25 protein-coding genes and 1 riboswitch are annotated in these 25,859 nt (G+C 70.5%); of the genes, 11 read left to right on the top strand and 14 right to left on the bottom strand.

What is annotated here, in order from left to right; genetic code table 11:
- Position 1: 1 nt before the first annotated feature.
- A riboswitch (TPP riboswitch) is annotated at positions 2 to 113 on the top strand.
- The 5 genes from thiO to QQM39_RS33775 all read left to right on the top strand — a co-directional run bounded on the left by thiO (position 111) and on the right by QQM39_RS33775 (position 5,330).
- Positions 111 to 1,277, top strand: a complete 1,167-nt coding sequence (gene thiO, locus QQM39_RS33795) for a glycine oxidase ThiO (protein WP_302001354.1) — start codon at positions 111 to 113, stop codon at positions 1,275 to 1,277. It overlaps the preceding riboswitch by 3 nt.
- A complete protein-coding gene (gene thiS, locus QQM39_RS33790; RefSeq protein ID WP_302001353.1) occupies positions 1,274 to 1,486 on the top strand; it encodes a sulfur carrier protein ThiS in 213 nt (70 codons plus the stop codon). The genes thiO and thiS overlap by 4 nt, the downstream gene beginning before the upstream one ends.
- Before the next feature lie 3 nt (positions 1,487 to 1,489).
- Entirely contained in the window at positions 1,490 to 2,284 is a 795-nt protein-coding gene (locus tag QQM39_RS33785) for a thiazole synthase (RefSeq protein WP_302001352.1), read from the top strand.
- Between the two features lie 119 nt (positions 2,285 to 2,403).
- Positions 2,404 to 4,341 (top strand): Stk1 family PASTA domain-containing Ser/Thr kinase, encoded by a 1,938-nt coding sequence (pknB, locus tag QQM39_RS33780; RefSeq protein ID WP_302001351.1) that lies wholly within the window; start codon positions 2,404 to 2,406, stop codon positions 4,339 to 4,341.
- A 95-nt stretch (positions 4,342 to 4,436) separates the two neighbouring features.
- Positions 4,437 to 5,330, top strand: a complete 894-nt coding sequence (locus QQM39_RS33775) for a deoxyribonuclease IV (RefSeq protein ID WP_302001350.1) — start codon at positions 4,437 to 4,439, stop codon at positions 5,328 to 5,330.
- Between the two features lie 9 nt (positions 5,331 to 5,339).
- Here the strand turns inward: QQM39_RS33775 and QQM39_RS33770 are convergent, their stop codons facing one another.
- Complete coding sequence (locus QQM39_RS33770) at positions 5,340 to 5,972, bottom strand: sulfite oxidase-like oxidoreductase (protein ID WP_302001349.1); 633 nt, start codon at positions 5,970 to 5,972, stop codon at positions 5,340 to 5,342.
- Positions 5,973 to 6,148: 176 nt separating this feature from the next.
- Here QQM39_RS33770 and bfr point away from each other — a divergent pair, with 176 nt between their 5' ends.
- Complete coding sequence (bfr, locus tag QQM39_RS33765) at positions 6,149 to 6,625, top strand: bacterioferritin (RefSeq protein ID WP_030051286.1); 477 nt, start codon at positions 6,149 to 6,151, stop codon at positions 6,623 to 6,625.
- Positions 6,626 to 6,661: 36 nt separating this feature from the next.
- Here the strand turns inward: bfr and QQM39_RS33760 are convergent, their stop codons facing one another.
- Positions 6,662 to 6,886, bottom strand: a complete 225-nt coding sequence (locus QQM39_RS33760; protein WP_302001347.1) for a bacterioferritin-associated ferredoxin — start codon at positions 6,884 to 6,886, stop codon at positions 6,662 to 6,664.
- A gap of 156 nt (positions 6,887 to 7,042) precedes the next feature.
- On the bottom strand, positions 7,043 to 8,395 hold the full coding sequence (locus tag QQM39_RS33755; RefSeq protein ID WP_302001346.1) for a class II 3-deoxy-7-phosphoheptulonate synthase: 1,353 nt from the start codon (positions 8,393 to 8,395) through the stop codon (positions 7,043 to 7,045).
- A gap of 96 nt (positions 8,396 to 8,491) precedes the next feature.
- On the opposite strand from QQM39_RS33755, the gene QQM39_RS46310 reads away from it, so the two are divergent.
- Both QQM39_RS46310 and QQM39_RS33750 read left to right on the top strand, forming a co-directional pair.
- Entirely contained in the window at positions 8,492 to 8,548 is a 57-nt protein-coding gene (locus QQM39_RS46310; RefSeq protein ID WP_071528813.1) for a trp operon leader peptide, read from the top strand.
- Positions 8,549 to 8,663: 115 nt separating this feature from the next.
- A complete protein-coding gene (locus QQM39_RS33750; RefSeq protein ID WP_302001345.1) occupies positions 8,664 to 10,529 on the top strand; it encodes an anthranilate synthase family protein in 1,866 nt (621 codons plus the stop codon).
- A gap of 51 nt (positions 10,530 to 10,580) precedes the next feature.
- Here QQM39_RS33750 and QQM39_RS33745 read toward each other — a convergent pair whose 3' ends face one another.
- The 4 genes from QQM39_RS33745 to QQM39_RS33730 all read right to left on the bottom strand — a co-directional run bounded on the left by QQM39_RS33745 (position 10,581) and on the right by QQM39_RS33730 (position 14,489).
- A complete protein-coding gene (locus tag QQM39_RS33745) occupies positions 10,581 to 11,609 on the bottom strand; it encodes a 6-phosphofructokinase (RefSeq protein WP_302001344.1) in 1,029 nt (342 codons plus the stop codon).
- A 138-nt stretch (positions 11,610 to 11,747) separates the two neighbouring features.
- A complete protein-coding gene (locus QQM39_RS33740; protein ID WP_302001343.1) occupies positions 11,748 to 12,458 on the bottom strand; it encodes a response regulator transcription factor in 711 nt (236 codons plus the stop codon).
- Entirely contained in the window at positions 12,455 to 13,684 is a 1,230-nt protein-coding gene (locus tag QQM39_RS33735) for a MacS family sensor histidine kinase (protein WP_302001342.1), read from the bottom strand. Before QQM39_RS33735 ends, QQM39_RS33740 begins: the two co-directional genes overlap by 4 nt.
- Before the next feature lie 43 nt (positions 13,685 to 13,727).
- Entirely contained in the window at positions 13,728 to 14,489 is a 762-nt protein-coding gene (locus QQM39_RS33730) for a 1-acyl-sn-glycerol-3-phosphate acyltransferase (protein WP_302001341.1), read from the bottom strand.
- Positions 14,490 to 14,694: 205 nt separating this feature from the next.
- Here QQM39_RS33730 and QQM39_RS33725 point away from each other — a divergent pair, with 205 nt between their 5' ends.
- Both QQM39_RS33725 and QQM39_RS33720 read left to right on the top strand, forming a co-directional pair.
- Positions 14,695 to 15,474 carry a carboxylesterase gene (locus tag QQM39_RS33725; RefSeq protein WP_302001340.1) on the top strand — a complete coding sequence of 260 codons (780 nt, stop codon included), beginning with the start codon at positions 14,695 to 14,697 and terminating at the stop codon, positions 15,472 to 15,474.
- Complete coding sequence (locus QQM39_RS33720) at positions 15,467 to 16,123, top strand: hypothetical protein (protein WP_302001339.1); 657 nt, start codon at positions 15,467 to 15,469, stop codon at positions 16,121 to 16,123. Before QQM39_RS33725 ends, QQM39_RS33720 begins: the two co-directional genes overlap by 8 nt.
- Here the strand turns inward: QQM39_RS33720 and QQM39_RS33715 are convergent.
- The 6 genes from QQM39_RS33715 to QQM39_RS33690 form a co-directional block, all read right to left on the bottom strand.
- Positions 16,120 to 16,887: an endonuclease/exonuclease/phosphatase family protein gene (locus QQM39_RS33715; RefSeq protein WP_302001338.1), complete on the bottom strand. Its 768-nt coding sequence runs from the start codon at positions 16,885 to 16,887 to the stop codon at positions 16,120 to 16,122. The genes QQM39_RS33720 and QQM39_RS33715 overlap by 4 nt on opposite strands.
- A gap of 148 nt (positions 16,888 to 17,035) precedes the next feature.
- On the bottom strand, positions 17,036 to 17,989 hold the full coding sequence (locus QQM39_RS33710; protein WP_302001337.1) for an ROK family glucokinase: 954 nt from the start codon (positions 17,987 to 17,989) through the stop codon (positions 17,036 to 17,038).
- Positions 17,990 to 18,102: 113 nt separating this feature from the next.
- Entirely contained in the window at positions 18,103 to 18,558 is a 456-nt protein-coding gene (locus tag QQM39_RS33705; protein ID WP_302003823.1) for a DUF5304 domain-containing protein, read from the bottom strand.
- Between the two features lie 101 nt (positions 18,559 to 18,659).
- Positions 18,660 to 19,838: an ArsA family ATPase gene (locus QQM39_RS33700; RefSeq protein WP_302001336.1), complete on the bottom strand. Its 1,179-nt coding sequence runs from the start codon at positions 19,836 to 19,838 to the stop codon at positions 18,660 to 18,662.
- Between the two features lie 920 nt (positions 19,839 to 20,758).
- Positions 20,759 to 21,199: an SRPBCC family protein gene (locus QQM39_RS33695; protein ID WP_302001335.1), complete on the bottom strand. Its 441-nt coding sequence runs from the start codon at positions 21,197 to 21,199 to the stop codon at positions 20,759 to 20,761.
- A 142-nt stretch (positions 21,200 to 21,341) separates the two neighbouring features.
- On the bottom strand, positions 21,342 to 22,139 hold the full coding sequence (locus tag QQM39_RS33690) for a metallophosphoesterase (RefSeq protein ID WP_302001334.1): 798 nt from the start codon (positions 22,137 to 22,139) through the stop codon (positions 21,342 to 21,344).
- Between the two features lie 308 nt (positions 22,140 to 22,447).
- Between QQM39_RS33690 and QQM39_RS33685 the strand changes: the two genes are divergently transcribed.
- On the top strand, positions 22,448 to 24,244 hold the full coding sequence (locus QQM39_RS33685; protein WP_302001333.1) for a long-chain fatty acid--CoA ligase: 1,797 nt from the start codon (positions 22,448 to 22,450) through the stop codon (positions 24,242 to 24,244).
- Positions 24,245 to 24,263: 19 nt separating this feature from the next.
- Here QQM39_RS33685 and QQM39_RS33680 read toward each other — a convergent pair whose 3' ends face one another.
- On the bottom strand, positions 24,264 to 25,850 hold the full coding sequence (locus tag QQM39_RS33680) for a GMC oxidoreductase (protein WP_302001332.1): 1,587 nt from the start codon (positions 25,848 to 25,850) through the stop codon (positions 24,264 to 24,266).
- Between the last annotated feature and the right edge of the window lie 9 nt (positions 25,851 to 25,859).

Below are 25,859 nucleotides of genomic sequence, written 5' to 3'. Positions count from 1 at the left end.
GTAGAGCACTCGCGGGAGCCCGGACGCACCGGGCTGAGAGGGAGGCTGGCGGCCTCCGACCGTACGAACCTGATCCGGGTCATGCCGGCGAAGGGAGGGGCTGGACGCCCATGTCGCGTACGCGAACGTCAGACGTCCTTGTCATCGGGGGCGGCATCATCGGCCTGGTCACGGCGTGGCGGGCCGCAGGGCGCGGGTTCACCACGGCCGTCGTGGACCCCGAGCCGGGTGGCGGCGCCGCCCAGGTGGCGGCCGGCATGCTGGCCGCCGTCACGGAACTGCACTACGGCGAGCAGACCCTGCTCGGCCTGAACCTCGTCTCGGCCCGCCGCTACCCGGACTTCGCGGCCGAGCTCACCGACCTCACCGGCCACGACCTCGGCTACCGCCAGTGCGGCACGCTCGCGGTCGCGCTGGACTCCGACGACCGCGCCCACCTGCGCGAACTGCACACCCTGCAACGCCGGTCCGGGCTGGACTCGGAGTGGCTGTCGGGGCGGGAGTGCCGACGCCTGGAGCCGATGCTCGCGCCGGGCGTGCGCGGGGGCCTGCGCGTGGACGGCGACCACCAGATCGATCCGCGACGGCTGGCCGGGGCGCTGGTGGCCGCCTGCGAGCGGGCCGGTGTGGTCTTCCACCGGACGTGGGCCGAGCGCTTCGACCGCGTACGGGAGCGGGCAGCCGGTGTCACCACGCCGGACGGCACCGAGCTGCGCGCGGGCCAGGTCGTCCTCGCGGCCGGCAGCCTCAGCGGGCGGCTGCCCGGGGTCCCGGACGACGTCCTGCCGCCCGTGCGCCCGGTGAAGGGGCAGGTGCTGCGGCTGACCGTGCCGAAGCGGTACGCGCCGTTCCTGAGCCGGACCGTGCGGGCCGTGGTGCGCGGCAGCCAGGTGTACCTGGTGCCGCGCGAGAGCGGGGAGCTGGTCGTCGGGGCGACGAGCGAGGAGCTGGGCTGGGACACGACGGTGACCGCGGGCGGGGTGTACGAGCTGCTGCGCGACGCCCACGAGTTGGTGCCGGGCATCACGGAACTGCCGCTCACGGAGACGCGGGCGGGCCTGCGCCCCGGCTCCCCCGACAACGCGCCGCTGCTCGGCCCGACCGAGCTGGAGGGGCTGCTGCTGGCCACCGGGCACTACCGCAACGGGGTGCTGCTCACGCCGGTCACCGGCGACGCCATGGCGCACGCCCTGACCACCGGTGAACTCCCGGACGAAGCCCGGCCGTTCACGCCCAAACGCTTCAGCGCCGCCGCACTCTCGGAGCAGCCCGCATGAACCACCCGGTCACCATCTCGGTCAACGGCGAGCGGCGGCAGATCGAGCCGGGCACGGCTCTCGACACGCTCGTACGTTCCCTCACCGCGGCGCCCTCCGGAGTGGCCGCCGCCCTCAACGAAACCGTCGTACCGCGCGCGCAGTGGTCGTCGACATCCCTCTCCGAGGGAGACCGCGTCGAGGTCCTCACCGCCGTCCAAGGAGGCTGAACCATGGCCGACGATCCTTTTCTCATCGGGGACACGTCCTTCACGTCCCGCCTGATCATGGGCACGGGCGGGGCGCCCAGCCTGGGGGTGCTGGAGCGTGCGCTCGTGGCGTCCGGGACGGAGCTGACGACGGTCGCGATGCGGCGGGTCAACCCGTCGGTGCACGGCTCCGTGCTGTCGGTGCTGGAGAAGCTCGGCATCCGGGTGCTGCCGAACACGGCCGGATGCTTCACGGCCGGTGAGGCCGTGCTGACGGCCCGCCTCGCGCGCGAAGCGCTCGGTACGGATCTGATCAAGCTGGAGGTCATCGCCGACGAGCGGACCCTGCTGCCGGACCCGATCGAGCTGCTGGACGCCGCGGAGACGCTGGTGGACGACGGGTTCACCGTGCTGCCGTACACGAATGACGACCCCGTGCTGGCGCGGAAGCTGGAGGACGTCGGCTGTGCCGCGATCATGCCGCTCGGTTCCCCGATCGGCTCGGGGCTCGGCATCCGCAACCCGCACAACTTCCAGCTGATCGTGGAGCACGCACGCGTGCCGGTGATTCTGGACGCGGGAGCCGGTACGGCGTCGGACGCGGCGCTCGCGATGGAGCTGGGGTGCGCGGGTGTGATGCTCGCCTCGGCGGTCACGCGGGCGCAGGAGCCGGTACTCATGGCCGACGCGATGCGGCACGCGGTGGAGGCGGGGCGGTTGGCGTACCGGGCGGGGCGGATTCCTCGGCGGCACTTCGCGGAGGCGTCGTCTCCGGTGGAGGGCATCGCACGGCTGGACCCGGAACGCCCCGCATTCTGAACGCCTGTTCGATGAAGGCGTTTCAACCCATGAGGCGTCCGTCACAGCTCAGCTGCAGTCCCGCCCCGATCCCGGCCGAACCGGCAGGCGTGTCAGTGTCGGCTCGTACACTCACCTGCGTGGATACGACCCTTCAGGACCCTCTGGTCGGGCAGGTGCTCGACGGCCGGTACCGCGTGGACGCGCGGATCGCCGTCGGCGGGATGGCCACGGTCTACCGGGCCCTGGACACCCGCCTCGACCGCGTGCTCGCGCTCAAGGTGATGCATCCCGCGCTGGCGGTGGACGGGGTTTTCGTCGAGCGGTTCATCCGTGAGGCGAAGTCCGTCGCCCGGCTCGCGCACCCCAATGTCGTGCAGGTCTTCGACCAGGGCACCGACGGGTCGTACGTCTATCTCGCCATGGAGTACGTCGCGGGCTGCACCCTGCGCGACGTCCTGCGCGAGCGCGGGGCGCTCCAGCCCCGGGCCGCCCTGGACATCCTGGAGCCGGTGCTGGCCGCGCTCGGCGCCGCGCACCGCGCCGGGTTCGTGCACCGGGACATGAAGCCCGAGAACGTGCTGATAGGGGACGACGGGCGGGTCAAGGTCGCCGACTTCGGGCTCGTGCGGTCCGTGGACACCGTGACCAGCACCACCGGTGCCGTGCTCGGCACCGTCTCCTATCTCGCGCCCGAGCAGATCGAGCAGCCCGGCGCCGCCGACGCCCGCGTCGACGTCTACGCGTGCGGTGTCGTCCTCTACGAGATGCTCACCGGCGACAAGCCGCACGACGGCGACTCCCCGGCGGTGGTGCTCTACAAGCACCTGCACGAGGACGTCCCGCCACCCTCGGCGATCGTGCCCGGACTGGCGTACGAGCTCGACGAGCTGGTCGCGTCGGCCACCGCGCGCACCCCGGATCTGCGTCCGTACGACGCCGTGGCACTCCTCGCGCAGGCCCGGGAGGCGCGTGCCGCGCTGAGCGCGGACCAGCTGGACGCGGTGCCGCCGCAGGCGCTCACGGCGGAGCACAGCAACGCCGACGACCGTACGAGCGTGATCCCGCGCGCACTGACCATCCAGCGGCCGCTTCCCGTGAACGAGGACGAGCCCGAGGCCGTCTTCAACAGGACCAGCCGGTTCGAGGCTCCCCCGCCCCCGCCGCCCCGGCGCCGGTCGCGGACCCCGCGTGCGCCGCGCGGCCCGCTCGTCATCGTCGCCGCCGTCCTGCTGGCCCTCGGCCTCGGCGTCGGCATCTGGTACATCAACTCCGGCCAATTCACCAAGGTCCCGGCGCTACTGTCCAAGACCGAGGCGCAGGCCGCGGACCGGCTGGAGGAGGCCGGGCTGGAGCTCGGCAAGGTGGAGCGCGCCTACAGCGACACCGTCGAGCGCGGCACCGTCATCAGCACGGCCCCGGAGACGGGCGCCCGCATCCGGCACAACGACTCCGTGAACCTGGTCATCTCGGCGGGACCGAAGACCGTGAAGGTGCCCGATCTTCAGGGATACCCGCTGGCCAAGGCGAAGACCGAACTGAAGGAGAGCGGACTCGAACCGGGCATGGTGACCCGGGAGTTCAGCGACGACGTCACCCGAGGCTCCGTGATCTCCGCGGCCCCCGAGACCGGCACCAAGGTCCGCTCCGGTTCCGCGGTCGCGCTCACCGTCAGCAAGGGCAGCCCCGTGGACGTCCCGGACGTCACCGGCGAGAGCCTGGCCGACGCGAAGGCCGAGCTGGCGGAGGCCGGCCTGAAGGTGAAGGTCGCCTCCGCGCGCGTCAACTCCGACTTCGACGCGGGCCAGGTCGCCCGGCAGTCGCCCACCGACGGCAGGCAGGCCGCCGAGGGTGACACGGTGACGCTGACGCTGTCCAAGGGCCCCGAGATGATCGAGGTCCCGGACGTGGTCGGTGACAGCGTCGACGACGCCAGGGCCGAGCTGGAGGCCGCCGGCTTCGAGGTCGACGAGGACCGTGGCCTGCTCGGGCTGTTCGGCGACACGGTCAAGAAGCAGTCCGTGGACGGCGGGCAGACGGCGCCGAAGGGGTCGACGATCACGATCACCATCCGTTAGGAAGACCACTGGGGACGACCATCGAGGAAGGTCATCGAGAAAGGCCGGCACCGGCCGGTGATCGGGTGGTCCGGGCAGCATGACACCCTGAACGGGTGAGAAGTCAGCAGTCCGGCACCGCCCCCTCGGGCCCCTCCCGCAACCCCATCGGCGGCCACGTCCCCGTGGCCGGCGGTCTCCACTCCGTCGGGCTCACCTACGCCCACGACCTCAAGGCCGAGACGGTCCAGGTCTTCGTCGCCAACCCGCGCGGCTGGGCCACGCCCGCCGGGAATCCGCGGCAGGACGAGGAGTTCCGCGCGGTCTGCGAGGCCGAGTCGATCCCGGCGTATGTGCATGCGCCGTACCTGATCAACTTCGGCTCGCACACGGAGGCGACGGTCGAGAAGTCGGTGGAGTCGCTACGGCACTCGCTGCGGCGCGGGCGGGAGATCGGGGCGCTCGGCGTGGTCGTGCACACGGGCAGCGCGACCGGCGGCCGGGAGCGCTCGGTGGCCCTGAAGCAGGTACGGGAGCACCTGCTGCCGCTGCTCGACGAGCTGACCCACGACGACGACCCGTATCTGCTCCTGGAGTCCACCGCCGGGCAGGGCGCCTCGCTCTGCTCGCGGACCTGGGACTTCGGGCCGTACTTCGAGGCGCTGGACGCCCATCCGAAGCTGGGCGTATGCCTGGACACCTGCCACATCTTCGCCGCCGGCCACGACCTGACCGGACCCTCCGGCATGCACCAGACCCTCGACCTGCTGGTGGACACCGTGGGCGAAGGCCGGCTGAAGCTGATCCACGCCAATGACTCCAAGGACGTCGTCGGCGCGCACAAGGACCGGCACGAGAACATCGGCGCGGGTCACATCGGCGAGGACCCGTTCCGGGCGCTGATGACGCACCCGGCCACCGCGGGCGTACCGCTGATCATCGAGACACCGGGCGGGAAGGAAGGCCACGCGGCGGACGTGGAGCGGCTGAAGAAACTTCGGGACGCGTAACGCCGAACGTCACAGCTCGGGCCCGTCCCCGGGCTCCTCCTGGTACGAGTACCGCTGTTCCTTCCAGGGGTCGCCGATGTTGTGGTAGCCGCGCTCCTCCCAGAAGCCGCGGCGATCGGCGGTCATGTACTCGACGCCGCGGACCCACTTGGGCCCCTTCCAGGCGTACAGATGGGGGACGACCAGACGGAGGGGGAAACCGTGCTCCGCCGTGAGCAGTTCGCCGTCCTTGTGGGTGGCGAAGATCGCGCCCTCGGCGGCGAAGTCGGAGAGGCGGAGGTTGGAGCTGAAGCCGTACTCCGCCCACACCATCACATGGGTGACGGCAGCCGCGGGCGGGGCGATCTCCAGGATCGTACGGGCCGGGATGCCGCCCCACTCCGCGCCGAGCATGCTGAACTTCGTGACACAGTGCAGATCGGCGACGACGGTGGTGTACGGCAGGGCCGTGAACTCCTCATGGGTCCAGCAGTGCTTCTCGCCGTCGGCGGTGGCGCCGAACACCCTGAACTCCCAGCGTTCGGGGCGAAACTTGGGGACCGGACCGTAGTGCGTGACCGGCCAGCCGCGCTGTACCCGCTGTCCCGGCGGAAGCTCGGAGTGTGCTGCTGCCCCACCTTCGCGCTCCACCGGCTGACCCATGACTCCATCCTGACAGACCTGGGGCAGTGCACCTGACCACACCCCTCAATAATTCACCTCATAACGGACTAAGCATGCCCTTACTTACTAAGTGAAGACTTACTGGACGATCTTCGCTGCCGGTGCAATCATGCGGCGCAACCTGCCAGTTCCCCCGCGCGGAAGGAGCCTCTGCGATGCAGGGCGACCCCGAGGTCCTCGAATTCCTCAACGAGCAGCTGACCGGCGAGCTGACGGCGATCAACCAGTACTGGCTGCACTACCGGATCCAGGACAACAAAGGCTGGACGAAGCTCGCCAAGTACACGCGTGAAGAGTCCATCGATGAGATGAAGCACGCGGACAAGATCACCGAGCGCATCCTCATGCTGGACGGCCTGCCCAACTATCAGCGCCTGTTCCACGTCCGGGTCGGCCAGACGGTCACCGAGATGTTCCAGGCCGACCGGCAGGTCGAGGTCGAGGCGATCGACCGCCTCAAGCGCGGTATCGAGGTGATGCGCACCAAGGGCGACATCACGTCCGCGAACCTCTTCGAGTCGATCCTCGAGGACGAGGAGCACCACATCGACTACCTGGACACGCAGCTGGAACTCATCGACAAGCTGGGTGAGGCGCTCTACCTCGCGCAGCAGATCGAGCAGCCGAGCTAGGGGGCCAGGGGCCAGGGGCCAGGGAGCCAACGCGAGCTAGGCGGCGTCCGCCAGGTCGGTGAGCACCGGCTTGCCCTGATCGGCCAGCTCACGGCGCGGGCACGCGCCCCTGCCCAGGAGTGCCTGAATACGACGTACACACGACCCGCAGTCCGTGCCCGCCTTGCAGGCGGACGCTATCTGGCGGGGCGTGCAGGCACCGTTCTCCGCGTGCTGCTTGACCTGCTGCTCGGTGACACCGAAGCAACTGCAGATGTACACGCGGACCACCTCCCGCCGGGATCGAAATCGTGCCATCCCCTTGATCGGTGAGGCAAACCTAACCTTACCCGTCACACAGGAACCGTAAAAGTGGGGTGGGACGCGGATCGTATGTGATCCGCGCCCCACCCCACATGCGGGTAATAACCGAACCGGTTACTGGTCCCTGTACATCTCGGCGACGAGGAAGGCCAGGTCGAGCGACTGGCTGCGGTTGAGCCGCGGGTCGCAGGCCGTCTCGTAGCGCTGGTGCAGGTCGTCGACGAAGATCTCGTCGCCGCCGCCCACGCACTCGGTGACATCGTCACCGGTGAGCTCCACGTGAATGCCGCCCGGGTGGGTGCCCAGCGACTTGTGGACCTCGAAGAAGCCCTTGACCTCGTCGAGCACGTCGTCGAAGCGGCGGGTCTTGTGGCCCGAGGCCGCCTCGTAGGTGTTGCCGTGCATCGGGTCGGTGATCCAGGCCACGGTCGCGCCGGAGGCGGTGACCTTCTCGACCAGCTCGGGGAGCTTGTCGCGGACCTTGTCGGCGCCCATGCGGACGATGAAGGTCAGCCGGCCCGGCTCACGGTCCGGGTCGAGGCGCTCGATGTACTGCAGCGCCTCCTCGGCCGTCGTGGTCGGGCCGAGCTTGATGCCGATCGGGTTGCGGATCTGCGAGGCGAACTCGATGTGCGCGTGGTCCAGCTGCCGGGTGCGCTCACCGATCCACACCATGTGCGCCGAGACGTCGTACAGCTGACCCGTGCGGGAGTCGACCCTGGTCAGCGCCGACTCGTAGTCGAGGAGCAGCGCCTCGTGCGAGGAGTAGAACTCGACGGTCTTGAACTCCTCCGGGTCGGCCCCGCAGGCGTGCATGAAGTTGAGTGCCTGGTCGATCTCGCGGGCGAGCTGCTCGTAGCGCTGCCCCGACGGGGACGACTTCACGAAGTCCTGGTTCCAGGCGTGCACCTGGCGCAGGTCGGCGTAACCACCGGTGGTGAAGGCGCGCACCAGGTTCAGCGTCGAGGCGGACGCGTTGTACATCCGCTTCAGGCGCTCGGGGTCCGGGACGCGGGCGGCCTCGGTGAAGTCGAAGCCGTTGACGGAGTCGCCGCGGTAGGTCGGCAGGGTCACGCCGTCGCGGGTCTCGGTCGGCTTGGAGCGCGGCTTGGAGTACTGGCCGGCGATGCGGCCGACCTTCACGACCGGCACCGAGGCGGCGTACGTCAGCACGGCGCCCATCTGCAGCAGGGTCTTGAGCTTGTTGCGGATGTGGTCGGCGGACACCGCGTCGAAGGCCTCGGCGCAGTCGCCGCCCTGGAGAAGGAACGCCTCTCCCTTGGCGACAGCCGCCATCCGGGCGCGCAGCTGGTCGCACTCGCCCGCGAAGACGAGCGGCGGATACGACTCGAGGTCCGCGATCACTGCGCGCAGAGCCTCGGTGTCGGGGTACTCGGGCTGCTGCGCCGCGGGCAGGTCTCGCCAGGTGTTGCCAGCGCTCGCGCTGGTCTTAGCGTTCACGGTCACGCCCTCAACATTACGGGGTCGTGTCGGGCGTCCAGCCCCATGCCCAGCAAATGAGACGCGGGGTACACGACTCGGACATGGGGTAGGGTGCCTCGCATGTTCGCGCACTCGACCCAGAACTGGTGGTGGACCGCTCATCCGGCGGCCCACTGACTGCGCGTACGCAAGACTTCGCGAAGGCCGCCCGAGGGGCGGCCTTCGGTGTTTCCGGGGTCCGTTCCTCTCCGACTGAGTACCACTGAGTCTCACTGAGAAGGAGCACGGATCCATGAACCTGCTCGGCTTGCTGGACGATCCCCGCCCGTTCGCCCTGCTGCGCCGCCGCACCCCGGGCCGCGCCGTCGAAGAAGGCGCGACGGTCGAGGTCCTCATCGGCCCGGTCGCCACGTACGACCGGCTCGCCGACCTCCCCGACGAGGGCCTGGCGCTCGTCCCCTTCCGGCAGATCCGCGAGCGCGGCTTCGACGTCCGCGACGACGGCACACCGCTGGTGGTGCTGACACCGGAGGAGTCGTACGACCTCCCCCTGGCCGAAGCGCTCGCCCAGCTCCCGGCGCATGACGTGCGCGTCGAGGGCGGCGGCTTCGACGTGGCCGACGAGGAGTACGCGGAGATCGTCGGGCGCGTCCTGCGGGAGGAGATCGGGCGGGGCGAGGGCGCGAACTTCGTGATCCGGCGGACGTACGAGGGTGAGATCCCGGGGTTCGGACGGGCCGACGCGCTGGCACTGTTCCGGCGGCTGCTGGAGGGCGAGCGGGGCGCGTACTGGACGTTCGTCGTGCACACCGGGGAGCGCACGCTGGTCGGGGCGAGCCCCGAGGTGCACGTGCGGATGAGCGGCGGGACCGTCGTCATGAACCCGATCAGCGGCACGTACCGCTATCCCGCCGAGGGCCCCACCCCCGAGCATCTGCTCGACTTCCTCGCCGACGGCAAGGAGATCGAGGAGCTGTCGATGGTCGTCGACGAGGAGCTCAAGATGATGTGCACCGTCGGCGACATGGGCGGCGTGGTCGTCGGGCCCCGCTTGAAGGAGATGGCGCACCTCGCGCACACCGAGTACGAACTGCGCGGGAAGTCCTCGCTGGATGTGCGGGAGGTCCTGAAGGAGACCATGTTCGCGGCCACCGTCACCGGCTCGCCCGTGCAGAACGCCTGCCGGGTGATCGAGCGGCACGAGGTCGGCGGGCGCGGCTACTACGCGGGGGCGCTGGCACTCCTCGGCCGGGACTCCGGCGGGGCCCAGACCCTCGACTCCCCCATCCTCATCCGCACCGCCGACATCGACGCCGACGGACGGCTGCGCGTGCCGGTCGGCGCCACGCTCGTGCGGGGCTCGGACCCGGCGAGCGAGGTCGAGGAGACCCACGCGAAGGCGGCGGGGGTACTGGCGGCTCTCGGCGTACGACCGTCCCGCCCCCGTGCGGAGCACGCGCGCGTACGCCTCACCGACGACCCACGCGTGCGTGCCGCCCTCGACGGGCGCCGCGCCTCGCTCGCGCCGTTCTGGCTGCGGATGCAGGAGCGGTCCGAGGAGCTGAGCGGACACGCCCTGGTCGTCGACGGCGAGGACACCTTCACGGCGATGCTCGCGCACGTGCTCCGGTCGAACGGCCTGGAGGTGACCGTCCGGCGGTACGACGAGGAGGGGCTGCGGGAGGCGGTGCTCGCGCACGAGGGGCCGGTGGTGCTGGGTCCCGGGCCCGGTGATCCTTCCGACCTGACCGACCCCAAGATGCGCTTCCTGCGTGACCTCACCGCCCGGGTCATCCGCAACAACCGGCACGGCGTGCTCGGCGTCTGCCTCGGGCACGAGCTGATCGCGGCCGAGCTGGGGTTGGAGATCGTACGGAAGGAGGTGCCGTACCAGGGGGCCCAGACGACGATCGACCTGTTCGGGCGGCCGGAGACGGTCGGTTTCTACAACAGCTTCGTGGCGCGCTGCGACGACGAGGTGGCGGAGGAGTTGTCCGCGCACGGGGTGGAGGTGAGCCGGGCGGGCAACGGGGAGGTGCATGCCGTACGGGGGTCCGGATTCGCCGGCGTGCAGTTCCACCCGGAGTCGATCCTGACGCTCAACGGGGCAGCTGTCGTACGGGAGTTGGTGGGGCAGCTGCGCAACACGACCGTGTAGCCGTCTGGGGGCTCGCGCCCCCAGACTTCCGTTCTCTCGTCGGCCGACGGATCAGCCGAAGAAGACCCCGACCTCCTCGTACAGCTTCGGATCCACCGTCTTCAGCTTGGCCGTGGCGTCCGCGATCGGGACGCGGACGATGTCCGTGCCGCGCAGGGCGACCATCTTGCCGAAGTCGCCGTCGCGGACGGCCTCGATGGCGTGCAGCCCGAAGCGGGTGGCGAGCCAGCGGTCGAAGGCGCTGGGGGTGCCGCCGCGCTGGATGTGCCCGAGGACCGTCGTACGGGCTTCCTTGCCCGTGCGCTTCTCGATCTCCTTGGCCAGCCATTCGCCGACCCCGGACAGCCGGACGTGCCCGAAGGAGTCCAGCGACTCGTCCTTGAGGACCATGTCGCCGTCCCTCGGCATGGCGCCCTCGGCGACGACCACGATGGGGGCGTACGACGCCTTGAAGCGCGAGGTGATCCAGGCGCAGACCTTGTCGACGTCGAAGCGCTGCTCGGGGATGAGGATGACGTTGGCGCCGCCGGCCAGCCCGGAGTGGATGGCGATCCAGCCGGCGTGACGGCCCATCACCTCGCAGACCAGGACGCGCATATGGGACTCGGCGGTGGTGTGCAGCCGGTCGATCGCCTCGGTCGCGATGCCGACGGCGGTGTCGAAGCCGAAGGTGTAGTCGGTGGCGGACAGGTCGTTGTCGATGGTCTTGGGTACGCCGACGCAGGGCACGCCGTACTCGTCGGACAGCCGGGCGGCTACGCCGAGGGTGTCCTCGCCGCCGATGGCGATGAGCGCCTCGACCTCCTGCTTGGCGAGGTTCTCCTTGATACGGCGGATGCCGTCCTCCTGCTTCAGCGGGTTGGTGCGCGAGGAGCCGAGGATGGTGCCGCCGCGGGGCAGGATGCCGCGTACGGCGGGGATGTCGAGACGGACGGTGTCGTTCTCGAGCGGACCTCGCCAGCCGTCCCGGAAGCCGACGAAGTCGTAGCCGTACTCCTGCACGCCCTTGCGGACGACGGCCCGGATGACGGCGTTGAGACCGGGGCAGTCGCCGCCTCCGGTCAGTACTCCGACCCGCATGGAAATGTCCCTTCGCCGCGGTTGCCTGGTGAGGCCACGCTAATGGTGATCCAGGTCACAGCGGGATGGGTCGGAGCGGCAATTCCGGTGAACTGCCGGGTGTTTGGTTTACGCGCCGTCAAGCGGGCGGCCGATGGATCACTCGTCGTCGAGGCCGCGCTCTATGGCGTACCGCACCAGCTCCACCCGGTTGTGCAGTTGGAGCTTGCCGAGGGTGTTCTGTACGTGGTTCTGGACCGTGCGGTGGGAGATGACCAGGCGTTCGGCGATCTGCTTGTAGCTCAGGCCCTTGGCGACGAGGCGCAGCACCTCGGTCTCGCGCTCGGTGAGCTGCGGGGCCCCCGGCTGGTCGGCGTCCTGTGCGGCGGGCGCCGGTTCGGAGGCGAGGCGGCGGTACTCGCCGAGGACGAGTCCGGCCAGGCCCGGCGTGAACACCGGGTCGCCGACGGCCGTACGGCGCACCGCGTCGAGGAGTTCCTCCGTCGAGGCCGACTTCAGCAGATAGCCGGTGGCGCCCGACTTCACGGCCTCCAGGACGTCGGCGTGCTCGCCGCTCGCGGACAGGACGAGGACGCGCAGCGCGGGGTTGTGGGCCACCAGTTCCTTGCAGACCTGGACGCCGGGCTTGGCGGGCAGGTTGAGGTCCAGCACGAGGACGTCGGGGGCGGCGGCCTTGGCGCGGCGTACGGCCTGGTCGCCGTCGCCCGCCGTGGCGACCACGTCGAGGCCGGACTCGGCCAGGTCGCGGGCGACCGCGTCGCGCCACATGGGGTGGTCGTCGACGACCATGACCTTGATCGTGCCCTGCTGCCCGTCCTGTCCTTCCTGTCCGCTCGCGGTGTCCGTCATCGCTGCTCCGCCTTCCCCCGTGAAGCGCTGCTGTCCTTCGGTACTTTCAGTTCCACTTCCGTGCCCTGCCCCGGCACCGAGATCAGCTCGGCGCTGCCGCCGAGGTCCCGCAGCCGCCCCCGGATCGACAGGGCGACGCCGAGCCGCCCCTCGCCCTCGGCCTGCGCGAGCCGTCCCGCGGGGATGCCGGGGCCGTCGTCCCGTACGGTGACGATCACCGCATCGGGCTCGTCCTCGACCAGGATCCACGCACGCGCGTGCTCCCCCGCATGCTTACGGACGTTGTCCAGGGCGGCCCCCACGGCCGCGGCCAGCTCCCGCGCGGCGGCCGGGGCCAGCGGCACGGGCGCGCCGGGCTCGGCCAGACTCACCTTGGCGCCGGCGTACGCGGCGAGCAGCACACGCAGATCGACGGGACCGCCGGCGTCGTCCGGCTCGTCCACGGCCCGTACGAGGGCCCCCTCGGCGGCGTCCTCCGACACCCGCGACACGGGTACGAGGCCGCCGGAGACCAGGGTGCGCAGGGCCACCTCCTGCTCGCCGGCCATCCGGCCCAGCTCGGCCGCCTCACCGCCGATGACGGCGCCCCGCCGCTGCACCATCGCCAGCACCTGGAGCACGCTGTCGTGGATGTCCCGGGCGAGCCGCTCCCGCTCACAGGTCGCCGCCTCGATCTCCAGGGCCCGGGCGAGGGTGCGCTCGGAGGCGCGGGCGACCTCGACGACGTAGCCGATGGCGATGGAGGCGATCCACACGAGCAGCACCATGTGGATGGTGTCGCGGGTCGGCACTCCGGAGCGCTCGATCAGGTTGGCGGCGGCGACCAGCGTGGAGGCGAAGGCGGCCCAGCGCCAGCCGCCCTTGATGGCGAACGCCAGCACGGCGCCCCCGGTCCATATCGACGGCAGGGTCGGGGCTCCGGCGTCGATCCGCTCGGGCGTCTCGGCGAGCCGGGTGAGCAGGATGCCGACCAGGGCGACGGTGAGGTCCACGACGAGGAAGCGCTTGGTGCAGCTCGCGGCGTTCGCGACCTTGGGCAGGCTGGCCAGGGTCCAGACGGCCAGTACGGCGAGGTAGGCGATGGCCACCCCGGGGCGCGCGATCTCGTCGTGGGCGCTGATGAAGAGCCCGATCGCGTAGACCATGGTCAGCACCCGGTACCCGGCGAGCGCGCGCCACAGCGGCTGCTCGACGGACATCCTCATGACCCGCTCGCGCTTGGCCATTCCCCCACCCCTGTTTTCGAATCGCTCGCCCAGACTGCCCTGCCTACGCCCCCGAACGCTCCTCGTCCGCCTTCTTCGTCTTCTTCGCCTGTTCCTTCTTCGCCTGTTCCTTCTCGGCCTTCGCCGCCTCCGCGATCTGCCGCTTGGCGGCGGTCGCGTACATGTCGACGTACTCCTGGCCGGAGAGCTTCATGATCTCGTACATGACTTCGTCGGTCAGCGCGCGCAGCACGAAACGGTCGTGCTCCATGCCCTGGTACCGGCGGAAGTCCAGGGGCTTGCCGATCCGGATGCCCGGCCGCATGAGCTTGGGCATGACCTGGCCCGGCGGCTGGATCTTCTCCGTGTCGATCATGGCGACCGGGATGACCGGAGCTCCGGTGGCGAGCGCCACGCGCGCGAGGCCGCCGGGCTTGCCCCGGTAGAGCCGGCCGTCGGGCGAGCGCGTGCCCTCCGGATAGATGCCGAACAGCTCACCGCGTTCGAGGACCTCTATGCCGCTCTTGATGGCCGCCTCGCCCGCGCCGCGCCCCCCGGAGCGGTCCACGGGCAGCTGGCCGACACCCTTGAAGAACGCGGCCGTCATCCGGCCTTTGACGCCGGGGGTCGTGAAGTACTCGGCCTTCGCGATGAAGGTCACCTTGCGGTCGAGGACCGCCGGCAGGAAGAACGAGTCCGAGAAGGAGAGGTGGTTGCTCGCCAGGATCGCGGGGCCCTCGGCGGGAATGTTCTCCAGCCCCTCCACCCAGGGCCTGAAAGCGACCTTCAACGGTCCCCCGATGGCCACCTTCATCGCGCCGTACAACAACCGAGTGCCTCCTGTGTCTGTCGATCAGACCTTAACCCGGGCCACTGTCAAAGAGTCCGACGGCCCTGGTCGGTGTCAGTACGGTCGCGTACGGTGAAGCACACCTGGCTGTATCGATATGCGGCTCCGCCGCGTGGGTTCATGTCGTTCCTCTCGTTCATATCCGTCATGTCCGTCCTTCTCACGAACAGGAGACCGTAAGGTGCCGGTCCTTCCTGGAGCCGAGCCGTACCGCCATGAGGGCGGGGAGATCGGGGTTCTGCTCTGCCATGGCTTCACCGGTTCCCCCCAGTCGCTGCGCCCCTGGGCGGAGTATCTCGGCGAGCGCGGGCTCACCGTCTCGCTGCCGCTGCTGCCGGGCCACGGCACCCGCTGGGAGGACATGCGGCTCACCGGCTGGCAGGACTGGTACGCCGAGGTGGACCGCGAGCTGCGCAACCTCCGTGACCGCTGCGAGCGGATCTTCGTCGCCGGCCTGTCCATGGGCGGGGCCCTGGCACTGCGGCTCGCCGCGAAGCACGGGGAGCACGTCGCCGGCGTCATGGTCGTCAACCCGGCGAACAAAGTGCACGGCCTGTACGCGTACACCCTCCCGGTGTCCCGCCACTTCGTCCGCACGGTGCCGGGAATCGCGGGCGACATCGCGAAGGAGGGCGGCATCGAGATCGGCTACGACCGGGTGCCGCTGCACGCGGCCCACTCCCTGCGGAACTTCTTCCGCCTGGTCGACGGCGAGCTGCCGCAGGTCACCCAGCCGCTGCTGCTCCTGCGCAGCGCACAGGACCACACCGTGCCGCCGGTGGACTCGGCCCGGGTACTGAGCCGGGTGTCGTCCACGGACGTAACGGAGGTCGTGCTGGAACAGAGCTATCACGTGGCGACGTTGGACCATGACGCGGACCGGATCTTCGAGGAGAGCATCGGCTTCATCGACCGGCTCGCAACCGGCGTCGGCAGAGAAGGGACGACCGCACGTGGCTGAGCACGACTCCGACCGCGAAAGGCGCGAGGACCGCGACGATCGCGAGCCGGAAGAGCAGCACGTCCCGTTCGACGAGGACGCCGCCTGGGCCGCCATCGTCGCCGGGTACGGCGACGAGCCGCCGGACCCGCCGGGTTCGAAGCCGTTCAAGTCGGTCGAGGACCTGGCGCTGCTGGAGACCGACACGAACGACGAGGCGAGCGGCGGGACGGACGGCGAGCCCAAGAGCGACAAGGACCACGACAAGGGCACGAAGACCAAGCAGGCGGACGAGCCCCAGGGGGACCGGGAGGACAAGCCCTCCAAGCCGCTGGGCAGCTCCGTCTCCTTCGCCCCCGGCGTCGGCCCGCGCGACTACAGCGTGCCCGAGCCGGCCGAGGACGACTTCGACGCCGACGACGAGGGCCATTTCGTCCCGCCGGAGCCGCCACCGCTGCCCGCCGCCGACCCGACCGCGAAGTTCGCCTGGCTCGCGTTGATCGGCGGGCCGATCCTGCTGCTGCTCGCCGTGCTGCTCAGCTGGGACATGACGTGGTGGCTGGCGACGCTCGGCATCGGCGGGTTCCTGGGTGGGTTCGCCACGCTGGTGATGCGGATGAAGACGGATGACGACGAGGACGACGACCCGGGCCGGGGAGCCGTCGTCTAAGTCGTCCGAAGCGCTGGAATTCTGAGGGCGGCCAGGACCGGAAGGTGGTCCGTGGCCGCCCTCAGGTCTGTCTCCGTCACGCCGGGGAGGCCCACGGGGACTCCGCAGCCGAGTACCTCGATGCCCTTGGTGGCGAAGATCGCGTCGATGCGCTGGTGGGGGTCGACCGGGGTCGAGGTGTACTCGGTGCCCCAGGGGGCGGTGACCCAGCAGTCCTGGAGGCCGTCGGCCAACCGGAGGAAGGTGCGGCCTGCGGGGCGTTCGTTCAGGTCGCCGCCCGCGACGGCGTGCTCCACGCCCATCGCGGCGAGCCGGTCGAGCAGCATGCCGCCCTGTTCGTAGCGCTCGTCCTTCTGCAGGCTGAGGTGGCAGCTGAGGACGCCGAGGCGGGCGTCGCCGAACCGGACCACTGCCGTGGCGAAGCCGCGCCTGTGGAGGCCGGGGGTGAGGGGGAGAAGGACGTCTTCCGTGCGTTCGACCGTTGCCCGCAGGTTGCACAGGATGGCTGGTCCCGCTGCTGTGGCGCCGCCGGTGAGGATGACGAGGTTCGCTGCGCGGGCCAGGCGGGAGAGCTTCTTGCGCCAGCGGAAGAAGCGGGGGGCTTCCTGGACGAGGACCAGGTCGGGGTCGCAGGCGCTGATGACGCGGGCGAGGGCGGAGGTGTCGTCGCGCATCGAGCGGATGTTGTAGCTGAGGACGCGGATGACGGCTGAACCGTCGGGCTCAGTACGGGAGGTGGGGAGCGGCGAGGGGGACGTCTCCATGCGGGTCAATCTAGCCGGGCCCGGGCTTTGGGGCGCCTGATAGCCAGGGGCGCGAGGTTTCTGGGCGACTTCCGGTTGTGTGTGGCTTGTCGCGCAGTTCCCCGCGCCCCTGAGGGCGTCGCAGTCGCCGTATGCCGAAAAGCGGCCCTTACATGATCGGATCCGGCTCCCGGGCCAGGTCGGCCGCGCCCACCAGGCCCGCCTTGTTGCCCAACTGGGCGGCGATGACATCCGCCACCGGGCGCCAGTTGCCGCCCACCAGCCAGCGCTTGTAGGACTTGCGGATCGGGTCGAGGACCAGTTCCCCCTCGTCGGAGAGGCCGCCGCCGACGATGAAGGCGGACGGGTCGAAGAGGGAGGCCAGGTCGGCGAGGCCCGCGCCGGCCCAGCGGGCGAGTTCGCGGTAGGAGTCGACGGCGACCGGGTCGCCCTGGCGGGCGGCCATCGAGATGTGCTTGCCCTCGATGCCGTCGGGGGTGCCGTCGCCCATGCCGAGGAGGATCTCGGCGTTCTCGGGGGTGGCGTTGGCGCGCTGCTTGGCGTATCTGACGAGGGCGCGCCCGGAGGCGTACTGCTCCCAGCAGCCCTGCGAGCCGCAGCCGCACATCAGGCCGTCCGGCACCATGCGGATGTGGCCGAACTCGGCGGCCACGCCGTAGTGCCCGCGCCGCAGTTTGTTGCCGATGATGATGCCGCCGCCGAGGCCGGTGCCGAGCGTGATGCAGATGACGTTGCGGTGGCCCTTGCCCGCGCCGAACTTGTACTCGCCCCACGCGGCCGCGTTGGCGTCGTTCTCGACGACGACCGGGAGGCCCACGCGGGCCTCGACCTTCGCCTTCAGCGGCTCGTTGCGCCAGTCGATGTTGGGGGCGAAGTAGACCTCGGAACGCTGACGGTTGACGTATCCGGCGGCACCGATGCCCACGCCGACGATCTCGTGTCCGGCGCGCGCGCCCTCCACCGCGGAGGCGATGGCGTCCACGATGCCCTCGGGCGTGCCCGGGGTCGGCACCTTGTGGGTCGAGAGGATGTTGCCTTCCTCATCGACCACGCCGGCCGCGATCTTCGTGCCGCCGATGTCGACGCCGATGGTGAGTCCCATGAATCCCTCAGTTTCGGTCGAGCCCCGCTACGGCCAACGGTACCCGAGGCCCTGCCGTCAGGGCCCCGTCGTCCGCCCGCTGGGCAGCCCGGCTGAGGGGTGGTCGCGGGCCTTCAGTCCAGGTCGATGCGTTCGCCGGGACCGGCGTCGTCGCCCCGGTCGCGGCGCTCGTCGAGATCCTGGTCCCCGGTGGTCCAGCGCCGTTCCTGGGCCTGGACGGCGGAGCGGTAGGCGGCGAGGAGTTCGGTGCCCGCCGCGGCCAGGTGGTCGAAGACGTCCGGGTTGCGCTCGATGACCGGCTCGACGGCGGCCTTGGCCTGTTCCACGACCTGCTTGACCACCTGCTGGGCGGCGGGTCCGGCGACCGCGCCGAGCAGCGGGGACTGGAGGGTGGACAGCTTGTCCGCGACGGTGTCGACGAGCTTGCGCAGTTCCTCGGCGGCCGAGCCCGGCGGCGGGCCGTGCTGGGCGCGGCGGCGGGCCTTCTCCGCCGCGAGGTCCTCGGCGCACGCGGTCGCCCAGGCGTCGGCGTCGCTCGCCCGCACCTCGTCGGCCCGTACCTCGTCGATCGCCTCGTGCTCTCCGGCGTCGGACGGGGGAGCTCTTCGCTCATGACGGACTCCTGACTACGGTTCGTCTCTACGACGTTACCCGAACGGGCGTACCTGCTTCACCGGGTCCGCGGCCAGAGTTCCGGATCCGGCGCGAACCGGATCCGCAGCTCGCCGTCGCGCAGCGCGGCCCCGTCCACACCGCACCGGCGCAGGGCGGACGGCAGGGGCACGATACGCCGGAACTGTCCCGCGGTGACGACGACTTCGTCGCCGCGCCGGACGAGGTCGAGCTCGTCGCGTACGGCGCCGGGCAGCGGGACGGCCCAGACGAGGACGCCGTCCTCGGCGAGGCGGTCGGTGACGGGCCACTCGACCGTGGACGAGGTGTCGTTGACGGCGGGCACGGCGAGCGCGGCGAGGTCGTCGACGCCACGCGGGTCGCGCCCGAGATGCGCGATGTGGTGGACGTCGTGGTCCTCCTCCCCCCACTCCTCCAGAACCTTGCGCTGCTGGGCGACGGGGCCGGCGAGCCAGCTGTCCGCCGGCGCCTCCGCCTCCGGCAGGACCCGGTTGGCGACCAGCAGGTCGGGGCGCAGGCCCCGCAGGGCGAGGGCGAGGGTGGCAGCCCGCACCGCGTCGGCACCGCCCGGACCGGGCTCGGCGACCAGCCGTACGACGGTGTCGCGGTCGGCGACCACGGCCTCGACGGCGGCGAGCTCGACGTCCCAGCGGGCCGCGGTCTCGTACAGCCACTCCGCCGGCATCGGAACACCGGCCAGCCGCCCCAGCACGGGCCGCAGGGCCCTGGCCGCCTGCCGCTCGGACGGGAGCAGCCGACGCAGGTAGCGGCGCAGTTCCTCGGGAAGCGAGAGCAGGGCGAGGGCGTGCGGGGTGGCCGGGAGGTCGACCACCAGGAGGTCGTGGGCCTCGGCGAGGGCGGCGTCCCGCAGGGCACGGAGCAGCGCGAGCTCCTCGGCACCGGGGAGGGGGGTGACTTCGTCCGGGTCGAGCCGGGAGGCGCCTAGGAGGTCGAGGGCCGCGGCGGCACGTTCCTGGAAGGCGGCGAGGTCGTCCCGGAAGCCGGTGGCGGCGTCGGGGCGCCATGCGGTGAGGGTGTCGGTGACCCGGGCGGGGGTCGCGCCGGTGGTCACGCCGAGTGCGGCACCGAGGGTGTCGGTGCGGTCGGCGCTCAGGACGAGGGTGCGGGTGCCGTGGTTCGCCGCCGCCAGCGCGGTGGCGGCGGCGACGGTGGTACGGCCGCTGCCGCCAGGGCCCGTGATCAGGATCGTGCGCATGGGGGTGAACGGTAACGGACGCCAGCGTTCAGCCCGATCGGCAGGTGCGCGGCGTGGAGGCTGGGCCGGGGGTGGGTCGCGCATCCCGGCGCTGACGGGGTGCCGCCCGCGCCCACCCGTGCCGCCCTGGGCGGCACGATTGCCCGCGGCTGGGTGGTATGGCTGGGCGCCACGGCCACGTGCGGCTGCCGCTGTGGCTGGGCGGCTCGGCTGAGTGCCACGGCCGGGTGCGGCTACCGCGGCTTGACGACATGACTGGACGCCGGTCTGATCACCAAGGACGAGCGCACGCAGGAGCTCATCGCGATCTGGACCAAGGCGACCAACGAGGTTGCCGAGGCGATGAACGACAACTTCCCGAAGACCAACCCGAAACGGCGGCGGGCGCCTACCGCGGCTGGGCGACATGGCTGGACCTCACGGCGGCGGGCGGCTACCGCGGCTGGGCGGCTCGGCCGGGCACCACGGCCAGGCGCATGCTGCCGCGGCCTGACGCCACCGCCGAGCACCACAGCCAAGTACATACTGCCGCGGCCTGACGCCACCGCCGAGCAGCCAGGCGCACGCTGCCGCGGCCTGACGCCACCGCCGAGCACCACAGCCAAGTGCGGCTATCGCGGCTGGGCGGCTCGGCCGGGCACCACAGCCAGGTGCGGCTACTACCGCCGGGAGCGGCCGGGCAGCACTGCCCAGTGCAGCTCCCGCAGCCGGGCGACATGGCTGAGCGGCCGGGTGCGTGGGCCGGGTGATCGACGGCCACCGACAAGTACCGTCCGCCCCACCCAGCCCGTCCTGCGTTTGAGGACGAGGCCCGTTCAGGGCCGAAGCGAGGGTCTGGGGGCCGCAGGCCCCCAGGAGGGCGGGGTCGAAGGGGCAGCGCCCCTGGGGATGGGACGGGTAGGGGCGGCGGGGGCGACGACCTACTTGCCCGACTCCACCCGCTTCTTCAGCCCCGCCAACGCCCGGTCGATGATGACCTTCTCGGCCTTGCGCTTGATCATCCCCAGCATCGGGATCTTGACATCCACCGTCAGCCGGTACGTGACCTCGGTCGCCCCGGCCCCCGCCGACTTCAAGATGTACGACCCGTCGAGCGACCGCAGCATCTGGGACTTCACCAGCGTCCAGGACACCTCGTGCTCACCGCTCCAGGTGTACGCCAGCACCTGGTCGTCCTTGATCGCGCCGGCGTCCATGACGAGGCGAACCTGCTCGGCACGGCCCTGGCCGTCGGTCTTGAGGACCTCCGCCTCCTTCACCTCGCCGGTCCAGTCCGGGTAGCGGGAGAAGTCGGCGATCACCCCCATGACGTCGGCCGGTGCCGCCTCGATCGTGATGCTCGAGCTGGTGTGTTCCGCCATCGCCGTGGCTCCTCCAGATGCGGGCCGGTATGAAGTCGTGGTGCGCACGTGTGCAGCGTGAAGGCTACCGCGCCCCCGACCAGCCGACTTCACCCCCACCTGCGCCCATCGCCGACTCCACGCCCACGGGACCGGAATTCACTCACCATTCCAGCGCCCACGGCTCCCCCACCCCAGCGAAGTGCCCCACGTTGACGCACTCCGTCGCCCCGATCCGCATCCGCCGCACCAGAGGCTGATGGACATGCCCGAACAACGAATAACGCGGACGCGTACGGCGAATCGCCTCCAGCAACGCCCTGCTCCCCCGCTCGAAGCGCCGCGCCACCGTGTCGTACACCAACTCCGGGACCTCCGGCGGAATGTGCGTACACAGCACGTCCACCTCCCCCACGGCCTCGATCTTCGCCGCGTACTCCTCGTCGCTGATCTCGTACGGCGTGCGCATCGGCGTCCGCAGGCCCCCGCCCACGAACCCGAAGACCCACCCCCCGATCTCCACCCGCTCCCCATCCAGCACGGTCGTGCCCGGCCCGGCGTACTCCGGCCACAGGGGCGGCATGTCGACATTGCCGTACGTCGCGTACGTCGGCGTAGGGAACGCCGCGAACATCTCGGCGTACTGCTTGCGCACCGCCTTCTCGATCACCGCGCGCCGGTCCGAGCCGATCCCGGCCCACAGCCGCGCCCCGAACTCCCGCGCCTCCTCGAAGCGCCGGGCGGTGCGCAGTTCCACGATGCGGTCGGCGGCCTCCACCCCGAACAGGTCGGGGAAGATGCCGCGCGAGTGGTCGGCGTAGTCCAGGAACAGCACCAGGTCACCGAGGCAGATCAGGGCGTCGGCTCCCTCGCCGGCTCTGGCCAGGTCACGGGCGTTGCCGTGCACATCACTGACCACATGTACGCGCGTCCTGCGGTTTCCCGTCGGTGTCGGTGCCATGGCGATCAAGGGTAAGCGTGTGCGGCATACGTGAACAGTGGCGGCCGGACCGATGGTTACTGGCCAGTCGTCAGACCGCTCGACTACTGTGCGCGCAGGAATGCAAGCAGAAACACCAATCCGTGTGACGCAGCAAACATCTCGCCGGGACCCCCTGTCGAAGAAGCCATACCGGCGGGTAACGTCCGGTCGGTCCAGTCGTGCTCTGGATTTCAACATGTGAATCCCAGAGCACTTGCCCGAGCCTTGGACCGCACCGTCGCATCACACAACGTCGTGGCGCCGGCGCCCTATGAGGAGCAGCAGTCTTGCGCGAGTTCAGCCTTCCGGCTTTGTACGAGGTCCCTGCGGACGGCAATCTGACCGACATCGTCCGCAGAAACGCCGCGCAGCATCCGGACGTCGCCGTCATCGCCCGCAAGGTGGGCGGTGCCTGGCAGGACGTGACGGCCACCGCCTTCCTCGCCGAGGTGCGCGCGGCCGCGAAGGGGCTCATCGCCGCCGGGGTCCGGCCGGGCGACCGGGTCGGCCTGATGTCCCGCACCCGCTACGAGTGGACCCTGCTCGACTTCGCGATCTGGTCGGCGGGCGCGGTCACCGTGCCGGTGTACGAGACCAGCTCGCCGGAGCAGGTGCAGTGGATCCTCGGTGACTCGGGCGCGACCGCCATGATCACGGAGCTGGCCGGCCACACCGCCGCCGTCGAGTCGGTGCGCGACCGGCTGCCCGCCCTCAAGCACGTCTGGCAGATCGAGGCCGGCGGGGTCGAGGAGCTGGGCCGGCTCGGGCAGGACATCAGCGACGCGACGGTCGAGGAGCGCAGCTCGCTGGCGAAGGCCGACGACCCGGCGACCATCGTGTACACGTCCGGGACGACCGGCCGCCCCAAGGGCTGTGTCCTCACCCACCGCAGCTTCTTCGCCGAGTGCGGGAACATCGTGGAGCGCCTGCGGCCGCTGTTCCGCACCGGCGAGTGCTCCGTGCTGCTCTTCCTCCCGCTCGCGCACGTCTTCGGCCGCCTCGTGCAGGTGGCGCCCATGATGGCGCCGATCAAGCTGGGCAACGTCCCGGACATCAAGAACCTCACGGACGAGCTGGCCTCGTTCCGCCCGACGCTGATCCTGGGCGTCCCGCGCGTCTTCGAGAAGGTCTACAACTCGGCGCGCGCCAAGGCCCAGGCGGACGGCAAGGGCAAGATCTTCGACAAGGCCGCGGACACGGCGATCGCCTACAGCAAGGCGCTGGACACCCCGTCCGGCCCGCCCGTCGGCCTGAAGATCAAACACAAGGTCTTCGACAAACTGGTCTACAGCAAGCTGCGCGCCGTCCTCGGCGGCAAGGGCGAGTACGCCATCTCCGGCGGTGCCCCGCTGGGCGAGCGCCTCGGGCACTTCTTCCGCGGCATCGGCTTCACGGTCCTGGAGGGCTACGGCCTGACCGAGTCCTGCGCCGCGACCGCCTTCAACCCCTGGGACCGGCAGAAGATCGGCACGGTCGGCCAGCCCCTGCCGGGCTCGGTCGTGCGCATCGCGGACGACGGTGAGGTGCTGCTGCACGGCGAGCACCTGTTCAAGGAGTACTGGAACAACCCGGGCGCGACCGAGGAGGCGCTGGCCGACGGCTGGTTCCACACCGGTGACATCGGCACCCTCGACGAGGACGGCTACCTCCGGATCACCGGCCGCAAGAAGGAGATCATCGTCACCGCCGGCGGCAAGAACGTCGCGCCGGCCGTGATCGAGGACCGTATCCGGGCGCACGCGCTGGTCGCGGAGTGCATGGTGGTGGGCGACGGGCGGCCGTTCGTGGGCGCGCTGGTCACCGTCGACGAGGAGTTCCTGGGCCGCTGGTGCGCCGAGCACGGCAAACCGGCGGGCTCCACCGCGGCGTCGCTGCACGAGGACCCCGACCTGCTGGCCGCGATCCAGTCGGCGGTCGACGACGGCAACGCCGCGGTGTCGAAGGCGGAATCGGTGCGGAAGTTCCGCATTCTTCCCTCCCAGTTCACGGAGGACTCGGGCCATCTGACGCCGTCGCTGAAGCTCAAGCGCAACGTCGTGGCGAAGGACTTCGCGGACGAGATCGAGGCGATCTACCAGAAGTAGGGCCCCTTCCGGAAAAGCGTCATGGCGCGGTGTCCTCCACGAGGACCCGCGCCATCGTGCGTTCGGCGAGCGCGGTGATCGTCACGAACGGGTTCACCCCGATCGACCCCGGCACGAGCGAGCCGTCGGTGACGTAGAGCTTCGAATACCCCTTGACCCTTCCGTAGTTGTCGGTCGCCTTCCCCAGCACACAGCCGCCCAGCGGGTGGTACGTGAAGTCGTCGGCGAAGACCTTGTTGGACGAGCCGAACAGGTCGTACCGGTAGATCGTGGAGTTCGCCCTGTTGATCCGGTCGAACAGCTTCTTGGCCATGCTCACCGACACCGCGCTCTGGGCGGCACTCCAGCCGAGTCTCACGGCCCCCGTACCGCTGTCGTACGAGAACGAGGCCCGCGACGGATTCTTGGTGATCGCCAGATAGAGGCTGACCCAGTGCTCCAGTCCCGTGGGTAAGGGAGCGATCTCGGCGAAGACGGGGTTGGCGGCGTTGGCCCGGTCGTCGATGCCCATGACCGGCATGGTCGACTGGTTCTCCCCGACCGTGTCCCACAGGTGGTTGGCCCGCCCGAGCATCACGTTGCCGTTGGTTCCCCACCCGGTGCCGACGCTCGCGTCCAGGGCGGGCAGTGTGCCGGACTCCCTTGCGCGGACGAGGAGTTCGGTGGTCCCGATGCTGCCGCCGCCGAGGAAGAGGTACGTACAGCCGTACTCCTTGGTCTCGACGACGGTCCCGGTGTCGTCGATCCGGTCGACGGCGAGGAGGTACGTCCCGTCGGCGGCCCTGCTGATCGACTTCACCCGCTCCAGGGTGTGGATGGTGACGTTCCCGGTGCCGAGCGCCGAGGCCAGATACGTCTTGTCGAGGGTGCGCTTGCCGTGGTTGTTGCCGTAGATGACCTCGCCGGCCAGCGCCGACCTGGTCGCCGTACCGGCCGCCTCGCGCCGCATGCGGGCGAAGTCGTAGACGTTGGGCACGAAGGTGGTCTTCAGGCCCGTGTTGGTCGCGTGGGTGCGGGAGATCCGGGTGAAGCGGTACCACTCGGTCGACTCGAACCACGCGGGGTCGATGGTGTTGACGCCGAGCATGGAGCGGGCGCGCGGGAAGTAGGTGCCGTACATCTCCGCGGTGTCCACGGTCGGGAACTGCTCGGCGAAGTAGGACTGGAGCGGGGTGACCGCCATGCCGCCGTTGACGAGGGAGCCGCCGCCGACGCCTCGGCCGACGTACACGGACATGTGGTCGTAGTGCACGCGGTCCAGGACTCCCGGGTAGGGGCTGATGTCCTTGTTGACCACGTCCAGCCACAGGAAGGTGGCGAGCGGGGCCTCCGTGCGGGTGCGGAACCACATGGAGCGCTGGTCGGGGGCGCTGGTGGAGCAGAAGACCTTGCCGTCGGGGCCGGGGGTGTTCCAGAGGCGGCCCATTTCGAGGACGAGGGTGCGGATGCCGGCCTGGCCGAGGCGGAGGGCGGCTACGGCGCCGCCGTAGCCTGAGCCGATGACTATCGCCGGGGCGGATTCGACTGCGTCGGGCTGGGCAGCTTGGGCGGACTGGAGGCCGATGCGGGTGAAGCCGAGGGTGGCTGCGGTTTGGAGCGCCGCCATGCCAAGGAT

It is taken from the genome of Streptomyces sp. DT2A-34 (genome assembly GCF_030499515.1).
In the GTDB taxonomy this organism is placed as follows: Bacteria; Actinomycetota; Actinomycetes; order Streptomycetales; family Streptomycetaceae; genus Streptomyces.
Note: the sequence above shows the minus strand (reverse complement) of the source record. Positions and strands in the feature narration are given on the sequence as shown.